Source organism: Nonomuraea typhae (assembly GCF_009760925.1).
Taxonomy (GTDB): Bacteria; Actinomycetota; Actinomycetes; order Streptosporangiales; family Streptosporangiaceae; genus Nonomuraea; species Nonomuraea typhae.
Genome location: NZ_VRLV01000002.1, coordinates 439,857 through 451,592 on the forward strand (window position 1 = coordinate 439,857; position 11,736 = coordinate 451,592).

10 protein-coding genes are annotated in these 11,736 nt (G+C 71.0%); 1 reads left to right on the forward strand and 9 read right to left on the reverse strand.

Annotated features, from left to right (window positions below):
- Positions 1 to 14: 14 nt before the first annotated feature.
- From FVE25_RS08510 to FVE25_RS08550, 9 genes are all read right to left on the reverse strand, one after another.
- Positions 15 to 947, reverse strand: coding sequence for a S66 peptidase family protein (locus FVE25_RS08510; protein WP_157245879.1), 933 nt, complete (start codon positions 945 to 947; stop codon positions 15 to 17).
- Positions 944 to 1,858: an ABC transporter ATP-binding protein gene (locus FVE25_RS08515; protein ID WP_157245880.1), complete on the reverse strand. Its 915-nt coding sequence runs from the start codon at positions 1,856 to 1,858 to the stop codon at positions 944 to 946. The genes FVE25_RS08510 and FVE25_RS08515 overlap by 4 nt, the downstream gene beginning before the upstream one ends.
- Positions 1,851 to 2,825: an ABC transporter ATP-binding protein gene (locus FVE25_RS08520; protein WP_157245881.1), complete on the reverse strand. Its 975-nt coding sequence runs from the start codon at positions 2,823 to 2,825 to the stop codon at positions 1,851 to 1,853. Before FVE25_RS08520 ends, FVE25_RS08515 begins: the two co-directional genes overlap by 8 nt.
- The gene (locus tag FVE25_RS08525; protein ID WP_157245882.1) at positions 2,818 to 3,639 is read right to left on the reverse strand and encodes an ABC transporter permease; all 822 of its coding nucleotides are present in this window, start codon (positions 3,637 to 3,639) and stop codon (positions 2,818 to 2,820) included. The genes FVE25_RS08520 and FVE25_RS08525 overlap by 8 nt, the downstream gene beginning before the upstream one ends.
- On the reverse strand, positions 3,636 to 4,592 hold the full coding sequence (locus FVE25_RS08530; protein ID WP_181019502.1) for an ABC transporter permease: 957 nt from the start codon (positions 4,590 to 4,592) through the stop codon (positions 3,636 to 3,638). The genes FVE25_RS08525 and FVE25_RS08530 overlap by 4 nt, the downstream gene beginning before the upstream one ends.
- Complete coding sequence (locus FVE25_RS08535) at positions 4,585 to 6,426, reverse strand: ABC transporter substrate-binding protein (protein WP_157245883.1); 1,842 nt, start codon at positions 6,424 to 6,426, stop codon at positions 4,585 to 4,587. Before FVE25_RS08535 ends, FVE25_RS08530 begins: the two co-directional genes overlap by 8 nt.
- 129 nt (positions 6,427 to 6,555) lie before the next feature.
- Positions 6,556 to 8,379: a sialidase family protein gene (locus tag FVE25_RS08540; RefSeq protein WP_157245884.1), complete on the reverse strand. Its 1,824-nt coding sequence runs from the start codon at positions 8,377 to 8,379 to the stop codon at positions 6,556 to 6,558.
- Positions 8,380 to 8,577: 198 nt separating this feature from the next.
- Positions 8,578 to 9,669, reverse strand: coding sequence for a barbiturase (gene bar / locus FVE25_RS08545; RefSeq protein WP_157245885.1), 1,092 nt, complete (start codon positions 9,667 to 9,669; stop codon positions 8,578 to 8,580).
- Positions 9,670 to 10,584: a carbamate kinase gene (locus tag FVE25_RS08550; RefSeq protein WP_246266801.1), complete on the reverse strand. Its 915-nt coding sequence runs from the start codon at positions 10,582 to 10,584 to the stop codon at positions 9,670 to 9,672.
- Between the two features lie 99 nt (positions 10,585 to 10,683).
- Here FVE25_RS08550 and FVE25_RS56205 point away from each other — a divergent pair, with 99 nt between their 5' ends.
- Positions 10,684 to 11,343 carry an alpha/beta fold hydrolase gene (locus FVE25_RS56205; RefSeq protein ID WP_157245887.1) on the forward strand — a complete coding sequence of 220 codons (660 nt, stop codon included), beginning with the start codon at positions 10,684 to 10,686 and terminating at the stop codon, positions 11,341 to 11,343.
- The last annotated feature ends 393 nt before the right edge of the window (positions 11,344 to 11,736 follow it).

Here is an 11,736-nt window from a genome sequence, read left to right on the forward strand (position 1 = left end):
GCGTACGGCAGGCGTCAGGCTGTCCAGGACACGGCGGGTTTCAGCAGGGTCAGGGTGCCGGCTTCGGTGTCGAGGCGGGCGGGGACGCCGATGGGGTAGGTCTGCATGGGGATGTTGTGGCCGATGTCGGCGCCGGCGAGCACGGGGACGCCGAGGTCGGCGAACCGGTCGGACAGGAGGCGTTCGACGTCCCGCGGGTCGCCGCATTCGGTGAAGGTGCCCAGCAGGATGCCCGCGACGCCGTCGGTGTAGGTCGAGCGGCGGAGCTGGGTCAGGATGCGGTCCAGGCGGAAGGTGAACTCGTCGACGTCCTCGAGGAAGAGGATCGCTCCGGCGGCGGGCAGGGAGGTGTCGGTGCCGAGGCCGGCGGCCAGGAGGCTGGCGTTGCCGCCCACGGTGACGCCCTCGGCCACGCCGGGGGTGATCGTGCGGGCGTCGGCGAAGCGCAGTTCGGTGACGGGCTGGGTGACCATGGTCATGAGCGTGTCGAAGGCGTAGGAGCCGGCCCCTTCGTGGAAGGCGTCGCAGGCGACCATGGGGCCGAAGAAGCTGGCCCAGCCGAGCTTCACGGCTATCGCCTCCAGCAGGGCCGTCACGTCGGAGTAGCCGACCACCACCTTGGGGCGGGCGGGGTCGATCCGGGACCAGTCGACGCGTTCGAGCGTACGCTGGGCGCCGTAGCCGCCGCCGGCGGTGAAGACGGCGGCGTAGGCGGGGTCGGCCAGGGCGGTGGTGAGGTCGGCGGCGCGCAGGGTGTCGTCGCCGGCCAGGTAGTCGAAGTCCGTCTCGCCGGCTCGGGCGGAGGCGAAGACCTCGACCTCCAGGCCGTATGCCTTCAGGGCCCGGACGCCGCCGTCGAGTTTGGCCTGGTTGCAGGGGCTCGAGGCGACGATGACGGCGACGCGGTCGCCGGGGCGGAGGGCGGGCGGCGGAAGGAGCGGGTTCACAGAGTTACCTCCGGACAGGCCACGGAGTCGGCGGCGGGCAGGATGGGCAGGTCGATGGTGTCGCATCCGGTGGTCCGGACGGGACACCTGGGGTGGAAGCGGCAGCCTCCGGGCACCCGGGTGGGGTCGGGGGGCTCGCCGGTGAGGACGATGCGTTCCCCGGATTCGGGCAGCACCGACAGCAGGGCGCGGGTATAGGGGTGGCGGGGGCGCAGCAGGACGTCCTCGACGGTGCCGGTCTCGACGATGCGGCCCAGGTACATCACCGCGACGCGGTCGGCGATGTTCCAGGCCAGGCCGAGGTCGTGGCTGACGACGAGCGCGGACAGGCCGAGCTGGTCGCGCAGGGACAGCAGCAGTTTCAGGATCTCGCCGCGGACGGAGGCGTCGAGCGAGGCGACCGGCTCGTCGGCGACGATCACCGCCGGGTTCATGGCGAGCGCTCCGGCGATGACGACGCGCTGCTGCTGGCCGCCGGAGAGCTCGTGCGGGTGGCGGCGGACGTAGTCCTCCGGCGGGCGCAGTCCGGCGCGGGCCAGCGCGGTGTGGACGCGGTCGCGCAGGCCGGCGCGTTCGCCGTGCAGGCGCGGGCCTTCGGCGACGGCGTCGAAGACGTTCTGGCGGGGGTTGAGCGCGCCTCCGGGGTCCTGGAGGACGAGTTGCACCTGTTTGCGGTAGGCGCGCATGCGGCGCGGGTCGAGGGGTTCGCCCTGGTAGCGCACCTGCCCGGAGGTGGGGGTGACCAGGCCGGTCAACGCCCTGGCGAGGGTGCTCTTGCCGCAGCCCGACTCGCCGATGAGGGCGACGATCTCGCCGGGCCGTACCTGGAGGTTGACGCCGTCCACGGCGAGGGCGGGCGCGCGTCCGCCGCGGGCGGGGTAGACGACGCGCAGGTCGCGGGCCTCAAGCACGAACCTCTCCCTCCGGCACGCGGACGTCGCGGGGCTCCGGGACGCGGACGCAGGCCGCGCTGCGTGCGGGTCCGCTCGGCCGCAACAGGACCTCTCCGGTACGGCAGGCGTCGCCGGCGTCCGGGCACCGGGGCGCGAACGCGCATCCGTCACCGATCGCGCGGGGCGGGTCGCCGGGCAGGCCGGTGGGGTTGCGGCGGGAGGCGGGGTCGCCGATGGCGGGGAAGGCGCCGGCCAGGGCCCTGGTGTAGGGGTGGCGGGGGTCGGTGAGGAGGTCGCGGGCGGGCCCGTGTTCGACGATCCGCCCGCCGTACATGATGGCGAGGGTGTCGCAGAGCCGGGCCAGGACGGACAGGTCGTGGCTGATCATGATGACGGCGCTGCCGGATTCGCGCACGAGGCGCGCGAGCAGGTCCATGACCTGGGCCTGGACCATCACGTCGAGGGCGGTGGTGGGCTCGTCGGCGATGATCAGGTCGGGGCGGCAGGCGAGGGCCATCGCGATCATGATGCGCTGGCGCTGGCCGCCGGAGAACTCGTGGGGGTAGGAGCGCAGGCGTTCCGGCGAGAGGCCGACGCTTTCCATGAGGTCGGCGGCGCGTTGCCTGGCCTGCTTCGGCGTGGTCCCGTCGTGGAGCAGGACGGGCTCGGTGAGCTGGTCGCCGACGGTGCGCACGGGGTTGAGCGCGCTCATGGCGCCCTGGAAGACGACCGAGGCGGCCGACCAGCGCACGGCGCGCAGGCGGGACCAGCGGGCGCTCAGCAGGTTCTCGCCCTTGAACAGCACCTCGCCGGTGATCCTGGCGGTCGCGGGCAGGAGGCGCAGCAGGCTGAGCGCCATGGTGGACTTGCCGCAGCCGGACTCGCCGGCGACGCCGAGGGTGCTGCCGGGGTCGAGGGTGAAGCTGACGCCGCGTACGGCGGGCGCCGCGCCGTACGACACACGCAGGTCGCGGACCTCAAGCATGCTGCACCATCCGGGGGTTGAGCAGGTGTTCCACGGCGCGCCCGGTGAGGGTGAAGCCGAGGACGACGAGCAGGATCGCGAGGCCGGGCGGCATGAGGTACCACCAGGCGCCCGCGGTGACGGCGCCGCCGGAGAAGGCGGTCTGGAGCATCGAGCCCCAGGTGACGCTGGTGGGGTCGCCGAGGCCGAGGAAGGTCAGGGTGGCTTCGGACAGGATGGCCGAGGCGACGGTGAGGGTGCTGGAGACCAGGACGAGCGGCATCACGTTGGGCAGCACGTGGCGCAGCATGACCTGGCGGTCGCCGGCGCCGAGGGCTCTGGCGCGTTCGATGAACGGGCGGGCCGTGACGGCGAGGGTCTGAGCGCGCACGAGGCGGGCGGTGGCGGTCCAGGAGGTGACGGCGATGGCGATGGTGATCGAGGCGGCGCCCTGGCCGAGCACGGCCGACAGCGAGATGGCCAGCGGCAGGCTGGGCAGGGCGATGAACCAGTCGGTGACGTGCATGAGGGCCTGGCCGACGCGCCCCTGGAAGTGCCCGGCGAGCAGGCCGACGGCGGTGCCGAGCAGGACGGTCAGCGCGGTGGCGATGAGGCCGATGCCGAGGGATTCGCGGCTGCCCCAGATGACCAGATGGAGGATGGAACGGCCGGCCAGGTCGGTGCCCAGCGGGTAGGCGCCGCTGGGCGGGGCCAGGCGCGGGCCGTCCACCCGGACCACGTCGAGCTGGTCGGCGCCGATGTAGAGCGGGGCGGTCAGGGCGAGCAGGGCGAAGGCGGCCAGGACGGCGGCGCCCCAGAGGCCGGAGCGCTTCATTGGGCGCGCACCCTCGGGTCGAGGAAGCGGTAGGCCACGTCCGCCAGCAGGTTCATGATGATCACACTCGCGCTGAAGATGATGAAGGTGCCCTGGAGCAGGGGCAGGTCGGGGATCTTGAGGGCTTCGTAGGTGAGGTAGCCGAGCCCCGGCCAGGAGTAGACGGCCTCGACGGTGATGGCCCCGGTCACGAGCGTGCCGAGGTGCATGAAGATCATCGTCACGGAGGGCAGGAGCGCGTTGGGGACGGCGTGCCTCCTGCGCACCTCGGCGTCGGTCAGGCCCTTGGCGCGGGCGGTGAGCAGGTAGGGGCTGCCGAGCTCGTCGATGACGGAGGCGCGCATGACGGTGACGTACTGGGCGAAGACCACCAGGACCATCGTCAGCGCGGGCAGCACCAGGTGGCGGGCGACGTCCACAACGTGGTCGAGGCCGGAGGCGGCCAGTGCCGGGTCGCTCATGCCGCCACTGGGGAACCAGCCGCTGAGCAGGACCAGCAGGATCATGCCGAGCCAGAACGTCGGTACCGACCACAGCGTGAGCGAGGCGCCGGAGGAGACCTTGTCGAAGAGGCTGCCGTGCCGCCAGCCGCTGTGCACGCCGAGCCAGAGGCCGAGCGCGATGGAGATCGCCGCGGCGGTGCCCATGAGCAGCAGCGTCGGCCCGATGCGCTCGGCCACCAGGGAGGAGACCGACTGCTGGAACTGCCAGGAGAAGCCCAGCTCGCCGCGCAGGGTGTCGCCGGCGAAGGTGAGGAAGCGGTACCAGATCGGCTCGTCCAGGCCGAGCTGGATCCGGATCTGGGCGAGTTGCTCCTCACTGGTGGGCCGGCCCCTGGTGAGCGTGCGGACCGGGTCGGCGGGCATCAGGCTGAAGATCACGAACCCGATGACCAGCGTGACCAGGAAGCTCACCAGGGCGGCGGCGGCCTTCTTGCCGAGGTATCTACTCACGGTCGTCCCCGGCGGTACGGCGGCGCCAGACGATCACCGCGCCGCCTGCGACGACGACGAGGGCGATGACCACGTAGAGCCACACATTGCTCGACTTTTCCGCTTTTTTCGTGACTTGGGGTGGGGTGGCCTTGAGGTAGCTCCAGAAGGCGGTCTGCGAGGGATAGACCCCGTTCGCGTCGGGCGCGCCCAGGGTCAGGCCCGTCACGGTGTCCTTGCGCGCCACGTCCAGCCCGTTGGCGTAGTAGTAGATCTGGTTGACGTTGGCCTTGTAGAGGATGTCCTGCATCTGGCCGATGACCTTGGCCCGCTCGGCCTGGTCGAACGTGGTCAGCTGCTTCTTGAACAACTCGTCGTAGGCGGCGTCGCAGAAGAAGGAGTCGGTGTTGCCGCCGGTGCCGTCGTCCTTCGGCAGGGTGCCGCAGCTCTGGATGCCCAGCAGGTAGGTCGGGTCGGGGCCGGTGGTCCAGGCGTCCATCAGCAGGTCCCAGTCGCCCTTGGCCAGGTCGCTGTTGAGCGCGCTCATGCTGAGCGACTGGATGGTCAGCTTGATGCCGATCTCCTTCATCCAGCCGACCACGTAGCCGGAGATGGCGGCGTCGGCCGAGTCGTCGGAGTGGATCCCGAACCGGAAGGCGAGCGGGCGCCCGCTCTTCGGGTCGATCCTGACGCCGTCCGCGCCCTTGGTGTAGCCCGCCTCGTCCAGCACCTTGTTGGCCTGCGCCGGGTCGTACGGCGTGACCTCGGCCGGCTTCCAGAACCACTGCGGCCAGGCCGGCGGCAGGTACCCGTGCCCGAGCTGCCCCACGCCGTCGATCACCTTGGTGACCAGCGTCTGCTTGTCGGTGGCCAGCGCGATCGCCCGGCGCAGCGCCGGGTCGCCCAGCGCCGGGTGGCCGGTGCCGATCTTCTTGCCGGAGCGGGTGCGGGCGTTGTGGTTGATCTCCAGCCCCATCCAGCCGTTGCCCACGGTCTGGACCGCGGCGATGGCCGGATCCGCCTGCAGCGCCTTGAACTGGGTCGGGTTCACGCCCGCCTTGTAGTCGATCTGCCCGCTGCGCAACGCCGCCACGGCCGCGTCACCCGACTTGAAGCTCTGCAGCACCAGGTTGTCGAACCCCGGGGCGCCGAGGACGAACTTCTTGTTCGCGCTGAACCGGGCGTACTGCTCGTGCTTGTACTCCGTCAGCGTCCACGGCCCGTAGCCGACCAGCGGGAACGCGTCGTTCTTGGCGTCCTTCAGGTTCTTGGCCAGCGGCTCCCACACGTGCTTGGGAACGATCGGGATGCCGGTCGTCGGGATGCTCGTGTACGGCACGCTCGCCTGGGGCGCCTTCGTCCGGATCACCAGGGTGGTCGGGCTGGGCGCGCTGACCTCGGCGAAGTTCGAGACCAGCGAGCCGTTGGCGGTGCCGGCGACCGCGTCGGTCCTGATGAGGTTCAGCGTCCAGGCCGCGTCCTCGGCGGTGATCGGCTTGCCGTCACTCCAGGTGAGCCCCTCCCGGATCGTGAAGGTCCAGGTGAGCTTGTCCGTGGAAGGCTCCCATGCGGTGGCCAGGTAGGGGCCGGGGGCGCCGCTGGGGTCGAGGGAGTTCAGCGCCGGATAGACCAGGCCGAACACGTCGAGGGCGCCGTTGAAGAAGGCCAGGAACGGGTTGAGCGTGTCGACGCCGGACCCTTCCATGGCGGCGCGGAGCGTGGTGGCCGGCGCCGCCGCGGGCTCGGCGGCGACGGTCCCCGCGCCCGTGGAAACCGCGCCCGCGGGCGCGGCTGGGGCGGCGAGGACCAGGCCGAGCGCGCAGAGGACGGGGCCGATCCGGCTGCGTCCGAACATGGGGGGTGCTCCTTCCGGTCAGGTGTGAAGGAATGCTGACCAGAAGGACCGAAGACCCCAAGATTCGTGAACGCTTGCGGTGCTGACCATCGAAATCCGGATCGCTGCCCGGCACCGCAAGCTACCGCGTCAGGACAGAGCCTCCCGGGCGACCGCGATCTCCTGGTCGTTGGCCGGGTCGGCGTTGGGGGCAGGGGCCGTGCAGACCGCGGGGGCGCAGATGAACAACGCCTTGGGCCTGGTGTCCGACCAGATCGGGAACGCGTGCGTGGCGGTGGCGTCCACGAAGATGTAGTCGCCGAAGAACCCTCCGGCGAACTGGCTGGCCGGCGGCATGCTGGAGGTGGTCACCCGGCGGGTGAACGAACCGGCCACGGTCAGCGAGACGTCGGAGAAGCCGGTCGCGTTGGCCGTGCCGTACTGGCGGTCGTAGTAGGCCGCCACCAGCTTGCCGGTCGGGCTGTAGTCGAGGCCGTGGAAGTACTGGTCGGTGGTGCGCTGGCCGGGCCGGTCGGTCAGGCTCGGCAGGGTGCGCACGTCGGCCGCGCCGCCGGTGAACGTGGCCCCGCCGTCCGTGGACTCCGACAGCACGATGTCGTTGTTGCAGCCGCCCGACTTGACCCCGTCGTACAGGTTGATGCCGGTCGTCGCGGAGAAGCCCGCGGGCGTGCAGCCTTTGCTCTCGCGGGAGTTGCGGCTGATGTACGACCCGTAGCCCACGCTGACCTTGGCGGGGCTCTTGGGATTGACCGCGACGTAGGGATAGTTGGCGGCCCGGAAGACCGAGTTCTGGGTGGCGCCCTTCTCGGGGACGCAGGCGCGGCCCGCGTTGGCGTTCTGGTAGGTCAGGCAGTCCGGCAGGTCGTAGAAGTCACCGACCTTGACCGGCGCGCCCCAGGTGACGCCGCCGTCGGCGGACTTGGCGAGCAGGATCTGGTTGCGGTTGTCGGCGCCGGTGACCGTGTTGTTGTAGTTGTCCCAGACCACGTAGACACTGCCGTCGGGCGCGGTGACCGGCTGGGAGAACTGGTTGACGTTGCACGTGCCCGCCGGTGTGGGCAGGCCGAAGGTGTTGGTGCACAGCGGCGAGCCGGTGCTGATCACCTTGGCCGGGCTGAACGTCTCGCCGAAGTCGGCCGAGTGCGACTCCATGATGTAGGCGGTGCCGTCGGAGTCGAACTTGGTCCAGGTGACGTAGATCCGGTCGCGGAAGCGGCTCGTGACCGAGGCGTCCACGGCCATCAGCTGCTTGTCGTGCAGGAAGCCGTCGTCGCCCTCGGGGTCGGCGTGCTCGACGGTCGGGCGGCCGGAGAAGGTCCAGGAAGCGCCGCCGGTCGTGGAGCGGTACAGGTAGAGGCCGCTGGAGGCGTCCGGGTTCGGGGAGATCGCCGCGCCCCGGTTGAAGTGGAGGCAGGACAGGTAGGCGTTGCCCCGGCTGTCCCAGGCCACCGACGGGTCGCCCCCGCCCTGCCAGTACTGGCGGGGCTTGCCGAACGCGGTCCCGGTCACGAACTGCGAGGGCACGGTGGCGTCGGTCCAGCGATGGCCGCCGTCGCGGGAGTAGGACAGGCCGCAGGTGCCGTCGCCGCGGCGGTAGTCGTTGTAGGCGGCCACGAGTGTGCGGGCGTCGAAGGGGTTGGCGGCGATCCAGGTCTCGTTCTGCGCCTGGCCGCGGCCGTGCAGGGCGGTGTCGGTGGGGTTCTGACAGTTCTGGTTGACCTTGATGTTGCCGCCGATCCTGCCGTCGCAGTCGTCGGCCGCCGGACGGTGCCCGGCGGCGATCCGGGCGGCCTGGTGGCCGGCCAGGGCTTCGGTGAACGTTCCGGAGGCCAGCCTCTTCTGCAGAGGGGTGAGGTCGTCGTAGCCGAACCCGGCGCCCTGTGCGGGCACCGCGAAGGCGACCAGCACCAGGCTCGTTGCCGCGAGCATGCCTAAGGCACGTGAATGGCGCATGGGTCCTCCCGTCGCCGGCGGCGTCGCCGGTCCGAGTCGGTTGAGGGAAGGGCGCCCAACCCTGCACCATAAATGCCGATTTTTCAGAGGAGAAGGCCCAAAGGAGGGATGGTTGGCCATCCCTCCCTACGAACCTGACGTCAGACCAGGTCGGCCATCGGGCCTGGCGTCAGGCCAGGTCAGCCATCGGGCCTGGCGTCAGGCCAGGTCGGCGATCGCCGCCACCGGGCCGCCGCCCGCGGGGCCCTGGTGGACCGCCGCGACCGAGACGAAGACCGCCGGGTCACCGGTCACCGACGCGGCCACGCCGCCCACGGTCGCCTTGATCTGGCGATGCCAGTGGACGTCGGAGTCATCCAGCATGATGTTGCGCCGTCCGCGCACCCGGCCCGACGGGTCGGCCTCGCACTTCATGAACACGTTGACCAGGCGCTCGCCCAGGTCCGAGTGGTGAGGGCGCTCGGGCAGGCCGAGGCCGCTGTCGCGGATGGCGGCCCAGATGCCGTCGGCGTCCAGGGCGTCCTTCATGACGCTGTGCCCGATGCGGTAGCGCCCGCCGATGCCGCGCACGTTGCCCACCAGCACGATCTGGGCCCGGTCCAGCTCCACTCCCGACGAGCAGGAGGCGACGCTGCTGTACAGCGACAGGTCGCGGAAGATCTGCTCCTCCGACGGCATCGCGATCTCTCCCAGCGCCACCGCGATGCCCAGGGCCGTGGTCGCGTTCGACAGGTCCATCGACGGGCCCGTCTCCTCGATCGCGGTGTCCTGGCCGCGGCTCTTGGCCTCGGTGATCGTGGCCAGCGTGAGCAGCGGCGTCTTGGTCTGGACGTAGTGCACGTCCGCCGGGTCGTCGATGCCGGCGATCTTCATGGCCTCGCGGACGCCGGCGGCGACCTTCTCCACCATGGCCGGGCGGCCGATGTCCTCCGGCAGGATGACCTCGCTCATGGCCACGCCCACCGACAGGCGCGGCTCGTCGGAGGCGGGCGCGTCCGCGGTCGTGGCGAAGATCGTGGCATGAGGGCTCAGGACGCCGTCCGTGCCGCCGGACCACACCAGCGGCACCGACTCGGGCGCCGGATGCCCGTACTTGTCCAGCACCTCGCGGAAGGCGCGGTCGGCCAGGATTCGGGTGTAGTCGTTCACGCCGCCGTTGCCCTCGGTCTTGCCGACGACGGCGAGCACCCGGCGGGCCTCGATGACCCCGTCCGCGATCAGCCGTTCGAGCCCGGAGGCATCCGTCACGCTCTCGATCGGCACCTTGCGTACCTCGATCGGGTCCGGCATCTACAGCCTCTTCTCCACTTGTGTACCGACATCTCCGTCGAGGGCGGCGGCGATCTCGGGGAGCGAGGTGATCACCGCCCGTTCCCCGCCCGCCGCGACGAAACGCAGCGCAGCCTCCACCTTCGGTCCCATGCTCCCCCCGGCGAAGTGCCCGGCGGCGTGCAGGACACGCAGCTCGGGCACGGAAATCCGGCCGATCGGGCGAGGAGCCGGCCCGCCGTACCCGACCATGGCGTTGGAAACGTTCGTCGCGATGATTAAAACGTTCGCATGTACGGCACGGCCCAGCAGAGCCGCCGCCAGATCCTTGTCGATCACCGCTTCGACGCCGATCAGGGCGCCGTCGGCCTGCCGTACCACCGGGACTCCCCCGCCGCCCGCGGCCACGACCGTGAAGCCGGCGTCCATGAGCGTGGTCACCGCGTCCGCGTCGAGGATCTCCAGCGGGTCCGGCGAGGCCACCACCCGGCGCCAGCCCTGGCCGAAGCTCCGCCAGGTCTGGCCCAGCTTCTCGAAGCGGCGCGCCTCCTGCTCGGTGAAGTAGCGGCCGATCGGCTTGACCGGATCGGTGAAGGCCGCGTCGTCCGGGTCGACCCGGGTGCGGGTGACCACGGTCGCCACGCGGGGGCCGAGCGCGTTCATGATCAGGGTGCCGATCGTGGCCTGCGTCTGGGCGCCGCACCAGTCGAGGGGCACCGGCGGCACCACCGCGGCGGCGAGCTGGTTCTTCAGCAGCAGATTGCCCACCTGGGGGCCGTTGCCGTGCGTGAGGATCACCCGGTGGCCGGCCTCGAGCAGCGTGCGCACGTGGCGCATCGCCTCCTCGACCGCGGCGCGCTGGTGCCCGGGCGCGGCGCTGCCGTCCGGAGCGGTCATGGCGTTGCCGCCGAGGGCGATGAGCAGGCGTTCCCCCACGCAGGCGACGCTAGCCGAGCCGATCAGCGGCATTCATGGGCAATGTCTGCCTACGGCGAACCAAGATGTACGGCATTCTCCGCCGCGTAAAGTCACCTCATGCTTCATGACACCACCGCGAACGGGTTGAAAATCCACTACCGGGAGGAAGGCTCCCCCGACGCCCCGCTCCTGGTCTTGCTCCACGGCAGGACCGCCAACCACAACGACTGGAACGGCATCACCCAGCACTTCGCCCGGCGCTACCACGTGCTCGCCCCCGACCTGCGCGGGCATGGGGCCAGCGACTACCCCGGCCACTACGCCGTGCCCGACATGGCCGCGGACATAGCCGCGCTGCTCGACGGGCGGCGGGCCACCGTGGTCGGCCACTCGCTCGGCGGAGTGGTGGCCTACCACCTGGCCATGGGGCATCCGGAGCTGGTGGAACGCCTCGTGCTGGAGGACCCGGCGGCGCCCCTGCCCATGACGGGACGGCCGGCGCCGGTGCGTGATGACTCGACCGGGTTCGACTGGGAGATGATCGTGCAGACCGAGCGTCAGCTCGTCGACCCCGACCCCGCCTGGGCCGAGGGGCTCGCCCGCATCGCCGTACCCACGCTGGTGATCTCGGGCGGGCCCAGCAGCGCCATCAGGGCGGAACCGCTGGCCGGCATGATCCCCGGCGCCCACCTGGCCACGATCGACGTCGGCCACCTGATCCACATGGACGCGCGAGCGGAGTTCCTGAGGACGGTCGACGCCTTCCTGCCCTCCTGACCCGCCTCCCGGCCTCCCGGTTTCCCCTCCGGCCTCCGATTCCCCGCCCCTCCGGCTTCCGCCTCCGATTTCCGCCCCTCCGATTTCCCGCCCCTCCGGCTTCCGCCTCCGGGTCCCGCCCCGCCTTCCGGTTGCCGCCTTCGAGTTCCCCCGGCCCCGCCTCAGTCTCCTGCCTCTTCTCCCCTTCGCCCTCGGGATTCTCCTCCCGCCTTCCGGCTTCCTTCTCCGCCTTTCGGCTCCCCCTTCGGCCTCCGCCTCCCGGTCCCCGCTCCTACCGCTTCCCTCCCCTCTTGCCTTCGGGGTGCCGCCTTCCGGTTTCCGGTGCCGTTGTCATGCCCTTGACGACCACTGTGGGGACTTGGGGAGCATGTGACCGGAATGTCACAAAGATCC

Bases quoted from the DNA above. Each gene is read 5' to 3' on its own strand.
- FVE25_RS08525 (WP_157245882.1), bottom strand. From the start codon at position 3,639: ATGAAGCGCTCCGGCCTCTGGGGCGCCGCCGTCCTGGCCGCCTTCGCC.
- FVE25_RS08535 (WP_157245883.1), bottom strand. From the start codon at position 6,426: ATGTTCGGACGCAGCCGGATCGGCCCCGTCCTCTGCGCGCTCGGCCTG.
- FVE25_RS08540 (WP_157245884.1), bottom strand. From the start codon at position 8,379: ATGCGCCATTCACGTGCCTTAGGCATGCTCGCGGCAACGAGCCTGGTG.
- bar (WP_157245885.1), bottom strand. From the start codon at position 9,669: ATGCCGGACCCGATCGAGGTACGCAAGGTGCCGATCGAGAGCGTGACG.
- FVE25_RS08520 (WP_157245881.1), bottom strand. From the start codon at position 2,825: ATGCTTGAGGTCCGCGACCTGCGTGTGTCGTACGGCGCGGCGCCCGCC.
- FVE25_RS56205 (WP_157245887.1), top strand. From the start codon at position 10,684: ATGCTTCATGACACCACCGCGAACGGGTTGAAAATCCACTACCGGGAG.